General features: G+C 61.6%; 18 protein-coding genes and 2 pseudogenes. 14 read left to right on the top strand and 6 right to left on the bottom strand.

From position 1 onward, the window contains the following. Nucleotides 1-184: pseudogene (locus tag NBH21_RS19275) on the top strand (IS6 family transposase); the annotation flags it as partial. A gap of 252 nt (nt 185-436) precedes the next feature. Here the strand turns inward: NBH21_RS19275 and NBH21_RS19270 are convergent. Further along, nucleotides 437-1,339 carry a LysR family transcriptional regulator gene (locus tag NBH21_RS19270; protein WP_250912882.1) on the bottom strand — a complete coding sequence of 301 codons (903 nt, stop codon included), beginning with the start codon at nt 1,337-1,339 and terminating at the stop codon, nt 437-439. Nucleotides 1,340-1,491: 152 nt separating this feature from the next. Between NBH21_RS19270 and NBH21_RS19265 the strand changes: the two genes are divergently transcribed. The 9 genes from NBH21_RS19265 (at nt 1,492) to NBH21_RS19225 (ending at nt 9,260) form a co-directional block, all read left to right on the top strand. Continuing rightward, nucleotides 1,492-2,535: an ABC transporter substrate-binding protein gene (locus tag NBH21_RS19265; RefSeq protein WP_250912883.1), complete on the top strand. Its 1,044-nt coding sequence runs from the start codon at nt 1,492-1,494 to the stop codon at nt 2,533-2,535. 11 nt (nt 2,536-2,546) lie between these two features. Continuing rightward, complete coding sequence (locus NBH21_RS19260; protein WP_250912884.1) at nt 2,547-3,341, top strand: ABC transporter ATP-binding protein; 795 nt, start codon at nt 2,547-2,549, stop codon at nt 3,339-3,341. Then, nucleotides 3,341-4,156, top strand: coding sequence for an ABC transporter permease (locus tag NBH21_RS19255; RefSeq protein ID WP_425340449.1), 816 nt, complete (start codon nt 3,341-3,343; stop codon nt 4,154-4,156). Before NBH21_RS19260 ends, NBH21_RS19255 begins: the two co-directional genes overlap by 1 nt. Before the next feature lie 78 nt (nt 4,157-4,234). Then, nucleotides 4,235-5,602, top strand: coding sequence for an FAD-dependent oxidoreductase (locus NBH21_RS19250; RefSeq protein ID WP_250912885.1), 1,368 nt, complete (start codon nt 4,235-4,237; stop codon nt 5,600-5,602). Nucleotides 5,603-5,618: 16 nt separating this feature from the next. Continuing rightward, on the top strand, nt 5,619-6,779 hold the full coding sequence (locus tag NBH21_RS19245) for a CaiB/BaiF CoA transferase family protein (protein ID WP_250912886.1): 1,161 nt from the start codon (nt 5,619-5,621) through the stop codon (nt 6,777-6,779). After that, nucleotides 6,776-7,552: an enoyl-CoA hydratase-related protein gene (locus tag NBH21_RS19240; protein ID WP_250912887.1), complete on the top strand. Its 777-nt coding sequence runs from the start codon at nt 6,776-6,778 to the stop codon at nt 7,550-7,552. Before NBH21_RS19245 ends, NBH21_RS19240 begins: the two co-directional genes overlap by 4 nt. Before the next feature lie 7 nt (nt 7,553-7,559). Beyond that, on the top strand, nt 7,560-7,889 hold the full coding sequence (locus NBH21_RS19235) for a 4Fe-4S dicluster domain-containing protein (protein ID WP_250912888.1): 330 nt from the start codon (nt 7,560-7,562) through the stop codon (nt 7,887-7,889). Between the two features lie 17 nt (nt 7,890-7,906). Next, nucleotides 7,907-8,782 carry a dihydrodipicolinate synthase family protein gene (locus NBH21_RS19230; protein WP_250912889.1) on the top strand — a complete coding sequence of 292 codons (876 nt, stop codon included), beginning with the start codon at nt 7,907-7,909 and terminating at the stop codon, nt 8,780-8,782. A 13-nt stretch (nt 8,783-8,795) separates the two neighbouring features. Beyond that, on the top strand, nt 8,796-9,260 hold the full coding sequence (locus tag NBH21_RS19225; RefSeq protein ID WP_250912890.1) for a deoxycytidylate deaminase: 465 nt from the start codon (nt 8,796-8,798) through the stop codon (nt 9,258-9,260). A gap of 290 nt (nt 9,261-9,550) precedes the next feature. Here the strand turns inward: NBH21_RS19225 and NBH21_RS26285 are convergent. Beyond that, nucleotides 9,551-9,646 (bottom strand): annotated as a pseudogene (locus tag NBH21_RS26285) (IS6 family transposase); the annotation flags it as partial. Here NBH21_RS26285 and NBH21_RS19215 point away from each other — a divergent pair. Next, nucleotides 9,645-10,022, top strand: coding sequence for an SDR family oxidoreductase (locus tag NBH21_RS19215; protein ID WP_425340448.1), 378 nt, complete (start codon nt 9,645-9,647; stop codon nt 10,020-10,022). The pseudogene NBH21_RS26285 and the gene NBH21_RS19215 overlap by 2 nt on opposite strands. On the opposite strand, the gene NBH21_RS19210 is transcribed toward NBH21_RS19215, so the two are convergent. The 3 genes from NBH21_RS19210 to NBH21_RS19200 form a co-directional block, all read right to left on the bottom strand. Beyond that, nucleotides 9,989-10,981 (bottom strand): MBL fold metallo-hydrolase, encoded by a 993-nt coding sequence (locus tag NBH21_RS19210; RefSeq protein WP_250912891.1) that lies wholly within the window; start codon nt 10,979-10,981, stop codon nt 9,989-9,991. The genes NBH21_RS19215 and NBH21_RS19210 overlap by 34 nt on opposite strands. A 161-nt stretch (nt 10,982-11,142) precedes the next feature. Then, nucleotides 11,143-12,057: a LysR family transcriptional regulator gene (locus NBH21_RS19205; RefSeq protein ID WP_250912892.1), complete on the bottom strand. Its 915-nt coding sequence runs from the start codon at nt 12,055-12,057 to the stop codon at nt 11,143-11,145. Nucleotides 12,058-12,167: 110 nt separating this feature from the next. After that, entirely contained in the window at nt 12,168-12,797 is a 630-nt protein-coding gene (locus NBH21_RS19200) for a TetR/AcrR family transcriptional regulator (RefSeq protein WP_250912893.1), read from the bottom strand. 72 nt (nt 12,798-12,869) lie between these two features. Between NBH21_RS19200 and NBH21_RS19195 the strand changes: the two genes are divergently transcribed. Further along, nucleotides 12,870-13,601 carry an SDR family oxidoreductase gene (locus NBH21_RS19195; protein ID WP_250912894.1) on the top strand — a complete coding sequence of 244 codons (732 nt, stop codon included), beginning with the start codon at nt 12,870-12,872 and terminating at the stop codon, nt 13,599-13,601. 117 nt (nt 13,602-13,718) lie between these two features. Here the strand turns inward: NBH21_RS19195 and NBH21_RS19190 are convergent, their stop codons facing one another. Next, on the bottom strand, nt 13,719-14,699 hold the full coding sequence (locus NBH21_RS19190) for a hypothetical protein (protein WP_250912895.1): 981 nt from the start codon (nt 14,697-14,699) through the stop codon (nt 13,719-13,721). Nucleotides 14,700-14,993: 294 nt separating this feature from the next. On the opposite strand from NBH21_RS19190, the gene NBH21_RS19185 reads away from it, so the two are divergent. Together NBH21_RS19185 and NBH21_RS19180 are read left to right on the top strand one after the other, a co-directional pair. Further along, nucleotides 14,994-16,238 (top strand): efflux RND transporter periplasmic adaptor subunit, encoded by a 1,245-nt coding sequence (locus tag NBH21_RS19185; protein ID WP_250912896.1) that lies wholly within the window; start codon nt 14,994-14,996, stop codon nt 16,236-16,238. Further along, nucleotides 16,235-19,297 carry an efflux RND transporter permease subunit gene (locus NBH21_RS19180; RefSeq protein WP_250912897.1) on the top strand — a complete coding sequence of 1,021 codons (3,063 nt, stop codon included), beginning with the start codon at nt 16,235-16,237 and terminating at the stop codon, nt 19,295-19,297. Before NBH21_RS19185 ends, NBH21_RS19180 begins: the two co-directional genes overlap by 4 nt. The last annotated feature ends 89 nt before the right edge of the window (nt 19,298-19,386 follow it).

Raw genomic sequence — 19,386 nt, 5'->3', positions numbered from 1 at the left:
GGCCGAGAATTCTCATGTGCCGCTGCGAAAACGGGAGCGAGTGATGCAAGGCCTCCGTTCACCGGGAGGCCTTCGGCGCTTCGTCTCGGTTTTCTCCGCTGTCCGTAACCTTTGCGTCCCACCCCGCTCAAAACGCTCCGCATTCCAAAACCGCGTTCACCGCATCCAGGCGATCGCAGAGTGAAAAGCTGCGACCGGATCCATGGCCTGAGATCAATCCCCAAGGCCGAACGTCTCACGTGCATCCCAATTCAAGTTAACGTGATATCATCACCTGAAGGTCTTCCTCTCCACCATAACACTCGCGGCAACCGTGTTGTTCTGACTATGAGCCCTGAACCTTATCATCATCCGTTAAACCACAAACAACCTGGCATCACCTCGTTTGTAGGAAACCCGGGAAAGTTCCGGCACGGACCGTCCGGGATGCATAGGTTCAAGTGAAATCGAGTTGTCGCAGCACGCGTTCGACCACGCCGAGGAAAAGACCCTTCAAGAGGTCGATATTGCTGAGCGCGGAGACCAGCAAGCCGATCCTGTAGTCGCCGAGCGGTGTGTCGCGGATGGACGCGAATTTCAGCCGGCCTTGCTCGATCTCCCCCTGAAAGCCGATCTTCGTATAGATCCCAATCATCTGACTCGAAAGGATCGCCTGCCGGGCGATGGCAAGCGTGTTGGAATAGAGCTGCGTGCGCAGCGGCGAGGCGACAGATGCGATATCCTGATCGATCAGCGAATTTCGGCCACGCGCGTCAAGCGTCCTGACCAGCGGATAGGCGGAGAGATCGTCAATCGAAACACTGGCGCGTTCGGCGAGTGGATGATCAACCGCCATGAGCACTCCGAGCGGTGCTGGCTTCTCTGTTACCACGCGCACGTTCGGATGCACCATTTTGGTGAAGCTGATGCCTATATCGGCCTCAGCTGAAGCGACTGCCTGTGTGACCTCGTCTGGCTGGGCCACTGTAACCGATAGCGATATTCCCGGATGGGCGTTGCCGAACTGCTCCAGCACTTTGGGAAGAAAGCCGAAGGCAACCGAATCGATCACCTGGATGCTCAGATGCCCGGTCTTCAGGCCGCGTATGTCGCCCAGGAGAGCTTGGGTCTGCTCGAAGTCGTAGAGTGTCTTGCGACAGTGTTCGAGGATGATCCGCCCCGAGGTTGTGAGTTCGACGCCCTCCGGCGAACGGTCGAGAATTCTGACTCCCAGTTGCTCCTCGACCTGAATGATTTTCCGGTTCACCGATGTCGAGGTGACGTTGAGCACGCTGGCCGCCTTGCGGATCGAGCCCTGGCGGGCGACCTCGTCCAGATACTTGAGAAAAACGGTGTGCATCGGGGGGCTCCGGAGGTGGTGCGAAAATCGCACCACTGTTGGTAAATATTGGCTCTTCTGGAGTCGCCGGTGGCGGGCTTACTGTCAAGCAGATGGCAAAAACAAAACGGGGAATTTCCTAAAGTCCATCTCAAACTGTGGAGGCTGATCTTATGAAGACGTTCATTCCGCATGACCTTTCCCGCCGTTCCGTTCTCAAGGGCCTTGGGCTTGCCGCTGCCGGCGCGCTTTCAGGTGCTTCACTTTCCTTCGCGCCCGCGCGTGCCGCCGACGAGTTCACGGTCCGAATGCAACTCGGCTGGCTGGCAAGCAACGGCATTCTCGGCGAGGTGGTGGCTGACAAGCTGGGTTATTTCGCCGACGAGGGATTGAGGCTCGAAATCGTGCTTGGCGGGCCGAATATCGACGGCGTTGCGGCGATCGCCAGCGGCGCTGCCAATCTCGGCCAGCTTTCGTCGAGCCCCTCGCTGATGATGGCCCGCTCGCAAGGCATTCCGGTCAAGTGCGTCGCCGCCGGCTACCAGAAGCACCCCTACACCTTCTTCTCACTGAAGAAGAAGCCGATCCGCACCCCGCAGGACATGGTCGGCAAGGTTATCGGCACCCAGGCGACAGGTCGTATCCTGCTGCGCGCGCTGCTTGCCAAGAACGGTATTCCGGAAGCGGACGTCGAGATGAAGGTGATCGGCGGCGATATGACGCCGCTGATGACCGGCCAGGTTGATGCCATCACCGGCTGGCAGACGAATATTGCGGCGCTGGCTGTTCTAGGCGACGAGCGCGTCGATCTCATGCTGTGGGACGCCGGCATCCGGCTTTACGCCAATCCCTACTATGTGTCCGACACGGTGCTGGCGGAACATGGCGACAAGCTACAGGCAACCCTCCGTGCGATCGCGAAGGGCTGGGGCTATGTTCACGATAATCCCGAAAAGGCCGTTGAATTCTTGGTCGAGCGTTTCCCAAATCTCGACAAGGAAAGCGAGTTGAAGGCGGTAAGGCCGATCATCGGTTATTCGTTCAACGAAGAAACCGCCAAGGCAGGCTGGGGTGCGATGACGCGCGAAAACTGGCAGGCTCAGATCGAGATCTATGACCAGCTAGGTCAGTTCGAGAAGGGTGCGCCGGCGATTGACGACGTCATGACGCTTTCGGTCCTCGAAGCGACCGCCGCCGCCCGGCCGGTCTACGGCTGAAGGGCGCACTCATGAATGCGACCATCAAGGATGTCGCGGGCGGCAAGCCGCTAGCGGCCATACTCAGAAACGCGACGGTTCGCTTCGCCGATTTCACGGCGATCGACAGGATCAGTCTCGATATCGAGGAGGGTGCGTTTTATTCCATCCTCGGCCCGTCGGGCTGCGGCAAGTCTACGATGCTACGACTGATTTCCGATCTCATTCCGCTTGCCGACGGCGAAGTGACCGTCTTCGGCAAGTCTACGGAAGCCGCACGCCTGGCGCGGGAGTTTGCCTTCGTCTTCCAAGAGGCGACGCTGCTTCCGTGGCGCACGGCCATCGAGAACGTGTGTCTGCCGCTGGAGATCGGCAGAAACCGGGGTATCGACATTCCGGTCAGCGACTGGTCGCCGGCGGAACTTCTTGAACTTGTCGGCCTCAAGGGCCGCGAAAAGGCCCTGCCGCACGAGCTTTCGGGCGGCATGCGCCAGCGTGTGGCGATTGCTCGTGCGCTTGTCTGCAAGCCGAAGTTGCTTCTCATGGATGAGCCTTTCGGCGCGCTCGACGAGATGACGCGCGATCACATGAACCTCGAGCTCCTTCGCATCTGGCAGGAGACGGGCGTGACGATCCTGTTCGTCACGCACTCGATCCCGGAAGCAATCTTCCTCGGCCAGAAAGTATTGATGCTGAAGGCCAATCCGGGGAGGGTGAAGGAAATCGTCGACATCGACTTTGCCTATCCGCGTGAGACTTCACTCCGGGACACGCTGGAGTTCACCCGTTATTCCGCGCATCTGCGCCAGCTTCTGGAGACGTGCTGATGGCGACGACCGACAACATGTCAGCCCGTCCAGTCGCGCTTCGCGAAAGGACCAATTTGATACGCAAACTCGGCGGCACCACTCTGCCCATACCGCTCATCACGGCCATGGCGCTCGTTCTCATGTGGGAGGCGGGCGTGCGGATCTTCGGCGTTCCGTCGTATATCGCGCCGACGCCGAGCGACATCGCGAAAACATTGGTCAGCGATTTTCCGCTGTTGATGCGCAATTTCTGGCCGACCTTGTTCGAGAGTTTGCTCGGTTTTGCGACGGGTAATCTCGCCGCCGTGCTGATTGCGATCGCCTTCGTCCACAACAAGACGATTGAGAAGGCGTTCTTCCCGATCGCCGTCTTCATCAACACTGTGCCGATCCTCGCCATCGCGCCGATCCTCGTCCTGATCTTCGGGGGTGGGCTGACCGCCAAGGTGGTGATCGCCGCACTGATTTGCTTCTTCCCGACGCTCGTCAACATGGTGCGTGGCCTGGAATCGGTGAGCCCGCAGCTCATGGAACTTGCCCGAATCCTCTCGGCTTCCAAGCGGGAGGTCTTCTGGAAGATGCGGCTGCCTTCGTCGATGCCGTTCCTTTTCGCCGCGCTCAAGATCGCCGCAACAACCAGCGTCATCGGGGCGATCGTCGGCGAATGGGTCGGTGCTGACAAGGGTCTGGGCACACTCATCATCGACGCAACCTTCAATTTCCGTTCGGCGCAGCTCTACGCGACCGTGCTGATGTCGTCGGGGCTGTCGGTGGTGATGTTCGCGGCGGTCGCGATAGCCGAGCGGTTCTTCGTCCGCTGGGAACACAAATAGGTCATTCGAGGGGACAGGGCTCGTCTCACGGACCGCGAAAGCGCGGTGAGGGCGGGAATCTGTCCAAGGAGGAAAATCATGCCCGATAAGGCGAGAGACTTCATAACGTTGAAAAGCCAGGCCGTTCCCGTTGTCGCCGATTGCGATGTCGTGGTCGTCGGCGCGGGTCCCGCGGGTCTGTCGGCCGCCGTCTCGGCCGCGCGCAACGGCTGCTCGGTAACGCTGATCGAGCGCTACCACCATCTCGGCGGCATGGCGTCCGGCGGCATGGTGTTGGTGCTCGACGACATGGTCAACGACGGTGCCGAAATCGTAACGACCGGCATCGTCAGCGAATTCGTCGACCGGCTGCAGCGTCAGGACGCGGCCGTCTTCCCGCCACCGGAAGACTGTGTGACGAGCTGGGACATGTGGCGCAAGTGGTCCCGTTTCGGCTGCATCGACTTCCACAAGACCGGAATGCCGCAGCCGATCATCCATGCCGTCGCCTTCGACCCCGACGCCTGGAAACGTGTCAGCCTCGATCTGGTGCGCGAGACGAATATCCATCTGCGTCTTCACAGCTGGTTTTCCGAAACGGTGGTCGAGGATGGCCGTGTAACGGCTGTTGTCTGCCAGACCAAGCTCGGACGCCAGGCGATCCGCGCGAAGATGGTGGTGGACGCTTCGGGCGACCTCGACGTTGCGACCTCCGCCGGCGCCTCCTTCCTCAGCGGCCAGTATATTGTCACCACCGTCTTCCGGCTTTGCGACGTTGACACCGATGCGGCGGAAGCCTTTGAGTATGAAAATCCGGAGGCCTACAAGGAACTCGACCGCAAGGCGCGACGCATCATCGGCGGGGCCTGGGGCATGTGGTGGCTGAAGACACCGCTGCCGGGCATCGTCTGGTGCAATTGCCCGCATATGCCGGGCTTCGACGGTCTTTCGCCGGAAGACATGGTCTCGGCCGAAATGCAGGGGCGCGATCGCATGATGGCGCTCCTGGAATTCGCCCGTGCCAACCTTCCTGGCTTCGAGAAGGCGAAAATGCTGGGCGCCGCCGAGCAGATCGGCATCCGCCAGACGCGCCTTCTCCAGGGCGAATACGTTGTTACCCGCGACGACGTGAAGAACCGTCGTTATTTCGACGACACCGTCTGCCGGGGCCGCGATTACTATACGCCTTATCGCGCGCTCCTGCCGAAGGGCCTCGACAACCTGATCGTCGCGGGTCGTCACTATTCGGCTGAAAGCGAGGCGCAGAAGCTATCGCGCGAAATCCCGCCCTGCATGGCGCAGGGAGAGGCGGCCGGTGTTGCCGTTTCGCTGGCGCTCGAAGGCTCAATCGCGCTTCGTGATGTCGATGCCACGGCAATTCAAGCCCGCATGCGTTCACAAGGGGCTGATCCCGGCGACCGGCCTTCGGCAAACGCTCTCATCGAACCGCGCGCGGTCGCGGTCTGAAATCAAGGAATAGACAATGGTTCATCCTCTCGAAGGCATTCGTGTCATCGACTTCACCCAGGTCATGCTTGGTCCTTGCGCAACCCAGATGCTGGCCGATTTCGGCGCCGATGTTATCAAGGTCGAGCGGCCAGGCGCCGGCGACCTGTCGCGCAACTTCATGGGCGACATGAGCGAGACTGGCCAGAACAACGCGGTCTTCTGCTCACTCAACCGTAACAAGCGGTCGGTTGAGATCGACACGAAATCCAAGGCCGGGCGCGAGATGATCTATGATCTCGTGCGGGTGTCGGACGTGGTCGTCGACAACTTCCGCGCAGGCGTCATGGACCGGCTCGGTTTCGGCTATGAGACGCTGAAGGGGATCAATCCCCGTATCATCTGCGCTTCCGGCACCGGTTTCGGCGAGACGGGCCCCTATGCCCACAAGGGCGGGCAGGACGTGCTGGCCCAGGCGATGACGGGTGTCATGGAAAAGACTTCCGACCCGTCGATCCCGCGCTCGATCTATCCAACGACGCTGTGCGATTATACAGCCGGGATGCACCTCGTGCAGGGTGTTCTGGCCGCGCTTCTGGCGCGCGAGAAGACCGGCCATGGCCAGAAGGTGACGGTTTCGCTCTACGACTCCATCATTGCCATGCAGATGCAGGAGGCCGCGCAGTGGTCGAAGCATCGTGAGATCCTCAATTGGGCGGCCATGCCGCTGACGGGGCTCTTCGACGCCACTGATGGCGCGCTGGTCATCGTCGGCGCCTTCAAGCAGAATCCGCTTCGCGATATCTGCGCGGCGCTCGGTCTCGACGATATGTCGCCCGACTACCCCGATCTTGCCAGCCAGAGGGCGAACAAGCCCTTCCTTCAGGAGACGTTTCGCAAGCGGATCGCCACGAACACGGTCGATCACTGGCTTGCCAGGCTTGAGGAGCAGGACCTGCTTTGCGCGCCCGTTCGCTCCCTCGGTACCGCGCTCGCCGACCCGCAGACGGAAATCAACGGCATGTTCGTCGATATCGATCATCCGTTGCTCGGATCACTGCGCCTCCTTGGTTCGCCGGTACATTTGAGCGACTCACCAGTAACGGTGCGCCACCTCCCGCCCCGTCTCGGCGAACACACCCGGGAAGTGATCGAGGAGTTCGGCCTGGCTCCAGAGTTGAGGAGAACCGCGGTATGACGGTGCTTTTCACCATCGAGAACGGTGTCGCTCGCGTGACCATCGACCGGCCAGATCGCATGAACGCCGTCGATGCGGCGACCGCGGACGAACTTGAGCATATCTGGCAAGCCATTGAAGCCGATGCCAGCGTACGCTGCGTAGTGCTGACGGGGTCAGGCAGCCGGGCTTTCAGCGCGGGTGCCGATCTGAAATCCGACAGTGGCAAGAGTGGCCTCGAATACTGGGCGGCTGCGAGCATCAACGGTTTCGGAGGCATTGCCTGCCGCGCCAGCCTAACTGTGCCGGTGATCGCGCGGGTCAACGGGCTGGCGCTCGGCGGCGGCATGGAAATGGTACTGGGCGCCGATATCGTTATTGCCGCCGACCATGTCCGCTTCGGGTTACCTGAGGCCAAGGTCGGGCGACTGCCGCTCGACGGAGGCATGGTGATGCTGCAGCGACTGATCCCGCGTAACATCGCGGCGGGCCTCATGATGACCGGGCGTATGATGAGTGCTGCGGATGCGGCGCGCTACGGTCTCGTCAACGCGGTGGTGTCGGAAGGCGAGCTGGACGACGAAGTGGCCCGTTGGGTCGATGACATCTTGGCGTGCGCGCCGCTCTCGGTGAAAGCGATCAAGCGCTCGATCCGGGCGACCGCGCATCTGAGCGATACCGACGCGCGTGCGCTCAAGACACCGGAGCTGATCCATGCCTTGAACTCTGAGGATTCCGCCGAAGGTGTCGCCGCTTTCCGCGAAAAACGCCCGCCGCAATGGCGGGGCAAGTAGGCTCGGCATGGCGCTGGTCATCAAGAGCGAATGTATCGACGTGAAAGACGGTGCCTGTACGACGGTCTGCCCGGTCGATTGCATTTATGAGGGTGGGCGCATGTTCTACATCCACCCCGACGAGTGTATCGAATGCGGGGTATGCGAAAGCGTCTGCCCCGTCGACGCGATCCGCTTCGAAGACGAGGTGAAGAGCGATGACAGTCTGTTCGTGGCTGTCAACCGCGAGGCATTTTCGCTGGAAGATGGCTCGCTCGCGAGCCCCGGCGGATGGAGTCGCAAGGCACCACCGATCCGCGACCATCCGGCGGTCGCGGCATGGACGACAAGAAACTGAAATTGGGAGGTACCGCCATGCAGGGTGTAATCGCCGCTGTTCCGACGCCGCTGTCCAACCGGCTGGAACCGGTTCGCGAACCGTTTATCGATCATTGTCTGTGGTTACTCGACAACGGCTGCGACGGGCTCAATATCCTGGGTTCAACCGGAGAGGCGAACCTCTTCGATACAGAAACCCGCAAGCGCGTCATGACCTGGGCAGCTGAAGGCTTGCCGCGCGAGCGGCTGATGGTCGGAACGGGCACACCGTCGCTTTCCGAGACCGTCGATCTCACGCGCCATGCCGCCGCTCTCGGCTATCCCGTGGCGCTCGTCTTGCCACCCTACTACTATAAGCCCCTGCCGGACGATGGCCTTGTCGCCTGGTACATGGCCGTACACCAGCAGCTTGCCGGTTCTCCGATTGCCATCTATTTCTACAATTATCCGCAGATGACCGGCATCACCCTTTCAGCCGATGTCATCGCGCGTCTGCGTGACCTCGCACCGGAACGTTTCGCGGGCATCAAGGATTCCTCAGGAGATCTCGATTATTGCCGAGCGCTGGCGGCCGGCTTCGAAGGTTTTTCCGTCTTTCCAAGCTCCGAGGTTTCTCTGGGCGAGGCCGCTCGATCCGGTTTCGCCGGGTGCATCTCTGCCACCACCAACCAGACATCCGCCCAGTCGGCGAAGGTCTGGCGCCAACGACAGAACCCGAAGCAGGCCGATCTCGATGAAATCGCCGCTATTCGCAGCGCCATTGTCGGACCGGCACTGGTTGCTTCCGTGAAATACCTGGTCGGCCAGCGCACAGGTGATTCCGGGTGGGAGCGGGTCATGCCGCCTTTCGTTTCCCTTGACCCGCCGCAACGGTCCGCGCTTTCCGGTCGCCTCGGTACACTTGCTGCCTGACGGAAGAACGAAGATGGGCGAGAACGAAAAAGAAGCCAGATGGCATGACCGCTTCATGGGGCTTTGCAACCATATCGCCGCCTGGTCGGAGGATCGCGATTTCCGTGTCGGCGCGGTGGTCGTCGGCCCCGCGCATGAAGTGCGGACGATGGGCTATAACGGGTTGCCGCGCGGCGTGAAAGAGAACGAAGAAGTCCGTTTCGACCGTAAGAGCGGGGAGAAGTTCTTCTGGTTCGAGCATGCCGAGCGCAACGCGATCTACAACGCGGCGCGCATGGGTGTGTCGGTCGATGGCTGCACGATCTACGTCAACCGTTTCCCCTGTGCTGATTGCGCGCGTGCGATCATCCAGAGCGGCTTGCGGATGGTCTGCGTGCCGGCGAAACCCGTCAATGACGGCGTGCTCGACAAGAGCTTCGACCGATCCGAGGTTCTTCTCTCGGAGGCGGCGGTCGAAGTGTTGATCTATCCCGAATGACGGTTAGGCGGCATCCGGGAAATGCTAGCGGAGATTCCGACGCCTGAAATGATGTAGGTTCGGCAGTCGCCATGCTTCCCGCGCTCCGCCTGGAACGCATCAGCTGGAACGCATCAGTTGGCCGTGGCTGGCAGGCTGATGAGGGATCCTCGCTCGTCGTTGTGATGGTTCCAAGGGCTCTGTTGCAAACACTTCGCTTGGCTGTGAAGAGGTTTTCCTACGGCTTGGTTACGCGGTTTTGGCGTCGAGATTCTGCGCGAGTATTGCCACAACCTCGGTGAGCGCGCCCGCCCAATGCCGAAAGCGCGTTCTACGATGTGGGCCTCTCCGCGAATATCGCCGGTTAAGTTGAAGATCGCGGCTTGGCCCTTGCGTAGGGCGCGAATGAACGTCGTTTCACCCGGCATGGTCCAGACGTCGGCAAAGCAGACCTATCTTCGCAGCAATGCCGGTGCCGAGGAATGGATGCAGCAGACCATTCCGTTCGGCAGGCTCGCCGAGACCGAGGAGATCGCCAAGGCGGTTCTGTTTCTCGCATCGGACGAAAGCAGTTTCGTCGGCGGGGAGGAACTGTTTGTCGATGGCGGTTTCGTGACCTCCCGAAACCTTCGAACGGGTTCGCCGCGACACTCCCTCATAAGCGTCGGAGTTTCGCGGCGGAATTTTCACGCTGGAATTTTCACGGTGGCCGCCGATCGTGTCGGGCGAAACCGGGGCCTTGCCGAGGTTTACTTGATTACCCCGGCTTCTCCATCGGAATAGTTCACCGGTATCCAGTCAAATTTCTGACCATCCTGCAGGACGTTGCCGATGCCGGGAAACGCGATGTGGGCGCCGGCGACAAGATATCCTTCCGCTATCGCTTCGGCGAAAGCCTGCTTGCGGGACTTTACCGCGCTGGGGCGGTCGACATCGAACTCGATCGTCACCTCCGGCTGCTTGAACTGAACGATGTCGCCGTGGGTGATATCCCCCCAGAACACCAGCTTCTTGCCGCCACTCTCGACCACGATGGAGCTATGGCCGGGGGTATGTCCGGGGCGCAGGATCGAACGGAAACCCGCGATGACCTCCTGATCGTCCTTGAAGCTTTCGACCTTGCCGCGCTGCAGGTATGGGCGCAAACACTCTTCCGCCTCCTTGAACAATTGCTGGTTCAGGCCCGCAGGTCGCGCATCCGCCGGCGTCTTCAACCAGAAATCCAGTTCCCGCTTGGGAACATGCACGGTTGCGTTTTCGAAGACCACTTTTCCATCGCGGACCAGGCCGCCGGAATGATCGGTATGGACATGGGTCAGGATGATATGGTCGATCTGCGCGGCGCTGTAACCCGACGCTTCGAGATTGGACGCCAGATGTCCGACCTCCTTGCCCAGATAGGCCCCGGTTCCGGCGTCGATCATCACGAGACGCTTTCCGTCGTTGACCAGGAAGGCGTTGACAGAGGTATCGGTCGGGATGTCGCGGAAAGCCGCGCGCAGCAGTTCGGCGGCATCCTGAGCGGTGACGTCACGGTACATCTCGGGAAGCGGAAGGGGCAGAGTGCCGTCCAGCAGTGCCGTAATCTCGAGATCGCCGAGCGCCATCCTGTAGAAGCCGGGCGCCTGAAAGCCCTGTTTCGGAGCAGCCGCGAGGGTGAGGGAGGGCGCGCCCGTAACGGCGGCGACGGTCGCCAGGGCAGAAGCCGCCTTGAGGACGTTTCGTCTTGTAATGTTGTCCATGACAATTCCTTCATCGATTTCCGCCGCGAAAAAGTTCAATAATGAACGATGCGGCGCTTGCGGAAGGAAAGTAGGCTGGAGCGGCCCGTGTGATTAGGTCGCCAAGTCGGATCGCGCTGTCAAGAATCTGGCTACAATGAAGGATGACGGCAAGATGCGTCTCATTGCGCCTGCAATGCCTCCTCGAGGTGCTCCGCCAGATAGTCGATAAACGCCCTCACCTTGAGGGGCTGGACACGGCCGCCGGCTCTCACGGCGTACAACGTGGCGCTGGGCCCGGACCATTCGGGGAGAATGCGCACGACCTCGCCGGACGCGACCGCCGCTTGAACCAGGTAAGGATTGGTAAGCTGGATCCCCTGTCCCCTGACCAGGAATTCGAACAATGCTTCCGGATCTGTCGCAACGATCGCCGGATTGATCGGATAATCGACAACCTCGCCCTCTGTCGCAAGCGGCCATGAGTGGTAGGGGCGGCCATAAAACAATTGGGTCACAAGGCAATCATGGTCTTTCAACTGCGATGGGTGTTCTGGAACTCCATGCCGTTCGAGATACTGCCCGGAAGCGTAAAGACCTGTCTGAAGATCGGCCAGACGACGAGCAGCAAGATTGGAATCCGGCATCTGACCATTCCAGAGGCGGCATGCCACGTCTATGTCCTCGTGCACGATGTTTTTTATTTCGTGGTCGAGCAGCAGCTGGAGCCTGACCTCGGGATAGGCTTCACGAAAGCCGACCAGCAGCGGGGCGATAGCCTTGGTGACCAACCAGTGGGGTGCGGTCACTCTCAACCATCCGGAGGGCTTGCCGTGCACTTGTTCGACGGCGCTCTCGCCGTCGCCGATAAGGCGGGCGAGTTCCTGGCAACGCTCGAAATAGATGGAGCCCGCCTCCTTCAGACGGATATTGCGCGTCGTCCGATGGAGGAGCTTCACCCCCAGCCTTTGCTCCAGGTCCTGAACCTTCTTGCTCAGGCGCGCCTTGGACGTCCTCAGGCTGTCTGCCGCAGCCGTAAAACTTCCTCGCTGGACCACCTCGATAAACGCCAAAGTATCGCTCATGTCGCGAAGCATCAGTGCCTCCTCAGCCTTGACGGCTCCGCAGCGAATGCTGCGACACCTCAGATCGAGCCGAATGTTGATTTCTGTTAGGATGCGTCCCGGCGTCTTGCAAGCGCACTCGACTACCCGCCGGACATATCGAGATAGGCAAGGCACATGACGATGAGCTGTTTGCGGATTGCGATCTGCTCCGGCGCGGGGAGGTTGCGTTCGAACACGTTCCTGACGGTTCCGAAAATGACAGACAGCAGCGTCACGTTCACGAGGTCGATATCGGAATAATTCGCGTTCGGAGCGCTTTGCAGCATGGCTATGGTTGCCTCGTCCATGCGCCGGGCGAAAGCCTCGATCAGCGCCTCGTTGTCCAGTTCGACCGCCGAGCTGTAGAGCGCGCGGGTCACGTCGCTTCGCTCGGTCTTTGCCTCCCAGTAGGTGGTGACGAGCGCCTCTATCATCTCCTTCGTCGACTTGCCGTGTTGTGCGAGGCAGGCCTTTTCCACACGCTCCGCCAGTCGGTCGAGATAACGCTCGTTGAGCGCGTAGAGCAGAGCCTGCTTGTGCGGAAAATACTGATACATGGTGCCGACCGAAACACCGGCGCGCTCGGCCACGCGCGTGGTGGTCAGCCGGTGCGTTCCCTCGCCGATCAAAACCTGAATGGTCGCCTCGAAAATGGTGTCGACCGTCGACATTGCGCGCGTCTGACGCGGCTTTTTGCGGGCCTTCAGATGGCGAGGCGGCGATACATCCATATGCGAATCCCGAAAACGAATGATCCTTCATATATTGAGCGGCGTGTTTCGCCAATATCCGAAGGACATGCGATGACTGATACGAATAGAATTGCGCTTGTGACAGGTGCCAACAAAGGCATCGGGCTTGAAATCGCGCGGCAACTCGCAAAGGCCGGTGTGACCGTGCTGATGGGTGCCCGCGACCTGCAACGCGGACAGGCTGCCGCCGGCGAGCTGGCCCAGGCGGGACTGGCGGTGGAAGCGATCGAGGTCGATCTCAACAATGAGGCGACGATCACAGCCGCCGCCGCCGCGATTTCCTCAAGACATGGCCGGCTCGACATCCTCGTGAACAATGCCGGCATCGTCGACGCCGAAGACGGCCCGCCGACCGTCGCAACGGTTGCTGCGGCGCGAAGGCTGATGGAGACGAACTTCCTCGGCACGCTGGCCGTGACGCAGGCCATGCTGCCGCTGCTGCGCCGATCGAAGGCCGGACGCATCGTCAACCTGTCCACGACCCTTGGATCGTTGGCCGTCAATGGCGATCCCACGTCTCCCTATTACGAGGCGCGGCTGATGGGCTACAACGCCTCCAAGGCGGCGCTCAACATGCTGACGGTGCAACTGGCGGCAGAGCTGAAGAACACCCCCATCGTCGTCAACTCGGTCGCACCGGGCTACGTGAAGACGGATCTGACGGGCGGCAATGGCTTCATGACGCCCGAGGAAGGCGCACGCCTGCCTGTCGAGTACGCATTGCTCGGCGCCGACGCCGTCTCCGGCCGGTTTGTGGCGCCGGACGGTCCCGTCGCCTGGTGACGATGGTTCATGTGGGCTGGCACTGCCGGCCCACATGATGCAGCTCGCTGCCACCGCCGCGGAAAACAGCCTCCCCTCCGCTGCGAGACGCCAACCCGGCGAAGGCGCGTCCGCCGTCTAGTCTTCCGCTGGATGCGCGAGCGATCGTGTCCGGTGATCCCATCGCCAGCATTGGCGTCCCGTCAGGCGTGTTCCGCCCCACCAGCGGTCGATGCCGTGCGTTTCGACGAAATCCAGTTCGCCGGCGAGGATTTTATGGCCGACATCCGTCAACCGCACGCGGCTCTCTCGAAACCTGTCCCACGCATCGGCGTCCTCGAGGACGTCGTCAGCGCCGAGGCGCCCTTCCAACCCATCAATGAGCGGAGCCGCGCCGGACGCCAGCGAGCCGAGCAGGGAGACGATCTGCGGCCGGTCGATGAGCCTTGCCGGCTCCCGGTAAAACGCGCCGAACAACTCGTTCACCTTGGCGCCCTCGATGCCGATGGTCTCAAGCGCCAGCCGTTCGCATGCTCCAAGCCCCGTATCCCGTCGAGGCAGGTCGTCCAGCAGTGCGTCCCTTGCGTTTACCAGAAACGGGAAAAGAGCCATATCCTGGTGCCGCAGGCCAAGCCAGGCCTCCGGCGTCGGGGCGCAATAGGCTGACCAAAAAGACGCCGCCGCGCTCAGATGCCGTTCCTCCACCTGCGTCGGCGATGCCACTCGCTCAGGCGGGGTGCTGGCGTCCACCTGGCCCCATCGAGCAGGCGCATGCACGAGAAAAAGCCTGCGGTGGTCGATGCCGTCGACAAGCGCCCGGGTGAGCAGCAGCGTCATCAGAAGCTGACTGTTGGGGTCCGGATCGATGTAGAGCTCGCAGCGCTCGACCTCACCCAATCGAGAGAAGACGCCCGCGATGTCGGGCTCGACGGCGGGAGGAAGCGAAGTCTTCCCGCCTCCCGGAGGAAGGCCGTGCTTCGGTTGCGCCGAGGCGATCGGCGCGCGGATCAGCCGGGCAGGCAAGGGAACGATCTCCGGCCGGGGCGAGGAGGTCGCATGGACTGCCTTCAGATATCCGGCAGCGGTGTCGTCACAGGTCAGGCACAGTCGGGTTTGCACGTCGGATCCTCATTGCCTCGAAGTGGGCAGCTAGCCAGAGGATGATGACGTCAAAGTGACCCGGCCCGCCCTTATCGAATGATCGTCGTCGCGGCTGATGAAATCGGTTTCCACCGGCATCCTTCTGCACGAACGCCTTCATGCAGAAGCCGATGTCCCGGTATTTTTTCCCGGGAAGTGCCCGCAACAAATAGCAACAGGATGAAACGCCATTCCCCGGCCTGATCTTTAGGGTCGGGTTTGAGATCGTCTGCGGCTCGTGATTTTTCCGCAGGCCAACGAAGAGGTCGTTTCATGCATGGGAAAACGTGGCCGGGTCGGCTTGTTGCCTGGCGAACCATCGGCGCCGCGGTTGCCTGCTTTGCTGTCGCCGGTACGAATGCAGCGTCGGCAGGGGCGGTAGAGCAAATGCCGGTGACGGTGGTCGTCGCCCGCGAGGCGCCGGTGACAGAGCAGATCGCTGTGGTCGGTACGCTCGCCGCGCGCGAGGAAATCCAGGTCCATTCCTCTCTGGAGGGCCGGGAGATCAAACAGATTCTGGTCGAGGTCGGTGAGCGGGTGGAGGCCGGCAAGCCTTTGGCGCTTCTCGATGCCGCCGATACCCTGTTGGCGCTGGACAAGAATGCCGTCAGCATGCAGCGCGCCAAGGTGGCCATCGCCGCGGAAAGAAGCAAGGTCGATATCACTCTGGTGAGCGAGCGGGAGGCCTGGAAGAAGCTTGAGCGAAGCCGCTCCCTTCAGCCCAAGGGAGCCGTCTCGGATCAGACGCTTGAGGAGCACCAGAACGCCTATGATCGCGCGGTCGCCGAACTCGCTCTGGCCCGCCAGTCGCTTGCTCTGGCCGAAGCGGATGAGCGGATCATAGCGAGCGAGCGACGCGAGATCGAGTTGACGCTGGAGCGCTGTACCCTCCGGGCACCGAGCGCCGGCGTCGTACTCGATCGCCGCGCCCGCCTCGGCGCCGTACCGTCCAGTTCAGACGACCCTCTTTTTACCATAGCGCGCGACGGCGCGATCGAGTTTGTGGCGGAGGTGACGGATGGCAATTTCGTTCGGCTGAAGGAAGGCATGGCAGCCCGGATTGCCGTGCCCGGCCTCGATGTGCCGGTGTCGGGCACGGTGAGACTGACCGCCGCGCGGCTGGAACCGAAGACGAGGAGCGGTTCGGTCAGGATCGAACTCGACAGCGATGAGTGGCTGGTCCCGGGCGCCTATGCCCGCGGCGAGGTCGATACCGGGACGCGATCCAATGTTCTGCTGCCGGGAACGGCCGTCAAAAGCGCCGGCGGGATAAGCAGCGTCTACGTCGTCAGGAACGATCTTGTCTCGGTGCGCAACGTCAAGGTGGGCGTGCAGCGGGACAATCTCGTCGAAATCCTGGACGGTCTCGGCGATGGCGAGATGGTCGTGCTGAAGGCAGGCGGCTTCCTCAGGGATCGCGATCGTGTGATCCCCGTGCTTGCCTCGGTCGAGGGCGGTGCGCCGCGCGAGCTGTCGGAAGTCGTCGTACCGGCCGATGCGGAAGGAGTTCGTCGATGAACGCCAATCTGTCGGCCTGGGCAATCCGCAAACCGCTGCCTTCCATCCTGTTGTTCGTCATCCTGACGGTTGTGGGCCTCTACAGTTTCTCGCGCCTGCCGGTGACCTATTTCCCGACCATCGTCACGCCTCTTGTCAAAGTCACCATTGAACAGTCAGGGGCAACGCCGACCGAACTGGAAACGGAGGTTACGCGGCTGGTGGAGGATGCGGTTGCTTCCCTGCCGGGGCTGAAGGAGCTCAAGTCGACGATCGACCAGGGCCGCTCGGTCACCTCGGTCGAGTTCGAAGTGGGCAAGGTTACGCCCGACCGGGCGATGGTCGATGTGCGCGATGCACTTGCCAGGGTGCGTGCCGATCTGCCGCCAACCATCGACGAACCCATCATTGAACGGGTCGAGGAGGAGGGACAGTCTGTGGTGACCTACGCGGTGGCCAGCCGGAACATGACCGTCGCTGAACTCTCCTGGTTCGTGGACGATGTGGTCTCCCGGCATCTTCAGGGTCTGGCCGGGGTCGGACGCATCGACCGGGTCGGTGGCGCCGATCGCGAAATCCGTATCGAGCTCGATGCCGACAGGCTTCACGCACTCTCCCTTTCCGCGAAGACGGTCAACGACACCCTTTTTCAGTCCCAGGTGGACGCCTCGGGCGGTCGCAGCGACGTCAGCGGCCGCGAGCAGGCGCTGACGACGATGGCTGCGGCCAGAACCGTCTCCGATCTTGCGGATCAGCGCATTGCCCTTTCCTCCGACGCATCGGTCCGCCTGGGAGACCTCGGCCAGGTGGAGGACAGCATTGCGGAAGCTCGATCCTTCGCGACGCTCGATGGCAGCGATGTCGTCGGTTTCTCCGTCTACCGCACTCAAGGGGCCAGCGACGTTTCCGTTGCGGCCGCGGTTGCGGCCGCCGTCGCAGACCTCCAGGCTGCCCATGTCGATGTCGGGTTCCGCCTCGTAAACGACAATGTCGCCTATACAGCCGGCAACTACAGTTCGGCGATGCACACGCTTGTCGAAGGCGCGATCCTTTCCATCGTCGTCGTGTTCCTGTTTCTCAGGGATTGGCGCGCGACGGTCGTTGCCGCGGTGGCCCTTCCCCTGTCCATCATTCCGACCTTTTTCGCGCTGGAGTTTCTTGGCTTCTCGCTCAACATTCTCAGTCTTCTGGCAATCACCCTGGTCACAGGTATTCTGGTCGATGACGCCATTGTCGAAATCGAGAATGTCGTGCGTCACCGCAACATGGGCAAATCCGCCTATCGGGCCGCTCTCGATGCTTCCGACGAAATCGGTCTGGCGGTCATCGCGATTTCGGCCACGATCATCGCCGTCTTCGCGCCGGTGGGAATGATGAGCGGCGTCGTCGGGCTGTATTTCCGCGAATTCGGCCTGACGGTTGCCATTGCCGTCTTCTTTTCCCTGCTGGTGGCGCGGCTTATCACCCCTATTCTGGCTGCGTATTTCATGACGGGAAGTCCTCCGGTCGAGGCGCCCAAGGGATTTTTTGTCGCGACATATGAGCGGCTGCTTCGGTTCAGTCTGCGCTGGCGATGGATGACCGTCGGAGCCGCGGTTGCATCCTTTGCCCTTGCCATGGTGGCGCTGCTGTCGGTTCCAACGGCCTTCCTGCCGGAGGAGGATACCGGCCAGCTGACCTTGACCATCGAGCTTCCGCCGGGTGCGACCCTCATGGAGACCCGTGCTGTCTCCGACGACGTGTCCCGCCGTATCTTCGGCTTCGAGGAGGTCGAGGGCGTATTTGTCCAGGCGGGCTCCAGCATGTCGGGTCAGCAGGACGTTCGCTATGCCACCGTGCTGATCGATCTCACGCACAAGTCGGAGCGTTCGCGGTCATCCTTCGAGATCGAGGCCGACATGGAAAACCGGCTCGCCTCCATGACGGATATCAAGTTGCGCTTCCTGAACAGCCGCGGCGGGCGCGACATGTCGTTCGCCGTGCTCGGGACCGACGGCGCCAAGGTGCAGGCTGCCGCCGACAGGATCGTCACCGAAATGGGGACGGACCCCATGTTCATCGGGCCGGCCGCGGAGAATGCCGCGATGCGGCCGGAGCTCCGCTTCAAGGTGCAGTCCGACAAGGCGGCCATGCTCGGTGTCTCCCCCGTCGAGATCGCCGACCTCATTCGGGTGTCGACCGTCGGCGACAGCGATAGCCGTCTGCCAAGCCTGCTCGACGGCGCCCGACAGATCCCCATCCGCGTCGTCATCGACCGGCAGTCGCGCGACGATCTCGGCAGGCTGGAACTGCTGACGGTCGCGAGTGCGGATGGAACGCGCATACCGCTGACGGCGGTCGTGAACGCCAGTTTCGACGAGACGGTTTCCGCAATCGAACGTTCGGATCGCAGCCGCCTCGCAGAGATCGGTGCCGATATGGCCTCCGGCACGACGTCAGGACAAGGCATGGAGCGGCTCTTGCAGCTCGAAAGCGTCAAGAACCTTCCCGACGGGGTGCGCATCCAGGCAACGGGCGATTCCGACACCGAGGGCAGCGTTTTCGAGAGCTTCGCCGTTGCCATGGGATCGGGGATCATGCTGGTTCTGGTCGTCCTGATCCTGCTGTTCGGCAGCCTGCTCGCACCCTGGACCATTCTTGCATCGCTCCCGCTTTCAATCGGCGGCGTTGCGGCGGGTCTTCTGTTCACCGGCAATGCCATGTCCTTGCCGGTTGTCATCGGCATCCTGATGCTGATGGGCATCGTCACGAAGAATGCGATCATGCTGCTGGATTTCGCCATTGAGCGGGAGGCCCATGGCTTGCCTCGGTTCGAGGCCATCGTCGAAGCCTGCAGTGAAAGAGTGAGGCCGATTATCATGACAACGCTCGCCATGGCGGGTGGCATGGTGCCTTCCGCCCTCGGGATGGGAGACGGAGGAGAATTCCGCTCTCCGATGGCAATCGCGGTGATTGGCGGACTGCTCGTATCCACGCTGTTGTCGCTGATCGTCATTCCCTCGCTCCATCTCATTGTCTCCAATCTTGGCGATCGCATTGCCCGAAGCGTCAGGCCGTTCCTCCAGCCGGCAGATGCCTAGGGCGCTAAGCGCGCAGCCGATTGCAGGCAATGCAAACGGGAAGGGGGCGGGCCTGCGTGGCCCGGCCCCTTCTTCCGTGGATGCGTCGC

Origin of the sequence: Ciceribacter sichuanensis (genome assembly GCF_024055605.1) — a bacterium.
Classification (GTDB): domain Bacteria; phylum Pseudomonadota; class Alphaproteobacteria; order Rhizobiales; family Rhizobiaceae; genus Allorhizobium; species Allorhizobium sichuanense.
Note: the sequence above shows the minus strand (reverse complement) of the source record. Positions and strands in the feature narration are given on the sequence as shown.

Coding starts and splice junctions, on each gene's coding strand:
- NBH21_RS19270 (WP_250912882.1), bottom strand. CDS start 1,339: ATGCACACCGTTTTTCTCAAGTATCTGGACGAGGTCGCCCGCCAGGGC.
- NBH21_RS19265 (WP_250912883.1), top strand. CDS start 1,492: ATGAAGACGTTCATTCCGCATGACCTTTCCCGCCGTTCCGTTCTCAAG.
- NBH21_RS19260 (WP_250912884.1), top strand. CDS start 2,547: ATGAATGCGACCATCAAGGATGTCGCGGGCGGCAAGCCGCTAGCGGCC.
- NBH21_RS19255 (WP_425340449.1), top strand. CDS start 3,341: ATGGCGACGACCGACAACATGTCAGCCCGTCCAGTCGCGCTTCGCGAA.
- NBH21_RS19250 (WP_250912885.1), top strand. CDS start 4,235: ATGCCCGATAAGGCGAGAGACTTCATAACGTTGAAAAGCCAGGCCGTT.
- NBH21_RS19245 (WP_250912886.1), top strand. CDS start 5,619: ATGGTTCATCCTCTCGAAGGCATTCGTGTCATCGACTTCACCCAGGTC.
- NBH21_RS19240 (WP_250912887.1), top strand. CDS start 6,776: ATGACGGTGCTTTTCACCATCGAGAACGGTGTCGCTCGCGTGACCATC.
- NBH21_RS19235 (WP_250912888.1), top strand. CDS start 7,560: ATGGCGCTGGTCATCAAGAGCGAATGTATCGACGTGAAAGACGGTGCC.
- NBH21_RS19230 (WP_250912889.1), top strand. CDS start 7,907: ATGCAGGGTGTAATCGCCGCTGTTCCGACGCCGCTGTCCAACCGGCTG.
- NBH21_RS19225 (WP_250912890.1), top strand. CDS start 8,796: ATGGGCGAGAACGAAAAAGAAGCCAGATGGCATGACCGCTTCATGGGG.
- NBH21_RS19215 (WP_425340448.1), top strand. CDS start 9,645: ATGAACGTCGTTTCACCCGGCATGGTCCAGACGTCGGCAAAGCAGACC.
- NBH21_RS19210 (WP_250912891.1), bottom strand. CDS start 10,981: ATGGACAACATTACAAGACGAAACGTCCTCAAGGCGGCTTCTGCCCTG.
- NBH21_RS19205 (WP_250912892.1), bottom strand. CDS start 12,057: ATGCTTCGCGACATGAGCGATACTTTGGCGTTTATCGAGGTGGTCCAG.
- NBH21_RS19200 (WP_250912893.1), bottom strand. CDS start 12,797: ATGGATGTATCGCCGCCTCGCCATCTGAAGGCCCGCAAAAAGCCGCGT.
- NBH21_RS19195 (WP_250912894.1), top strand. CDS start 12,870: ATGACTGATACGAATAGAATTGCGCTTGTGACAGGTGCCAACAAAGGC.
- NBH21_RS19185 (WP_250912896.1), top strand. CDS start 14,994: ATGCATGGGAAAACGTGGCCGGGTCGGCTTGTTGCCTGGCGAACCATC.
- NBH21_RS19180 (WP_250912897.1), top strand. CDS start 16,235: ATGAACGCCAATCTGTCGGCCTGGGCAATCCGCAAACCGCTGCCTTCC.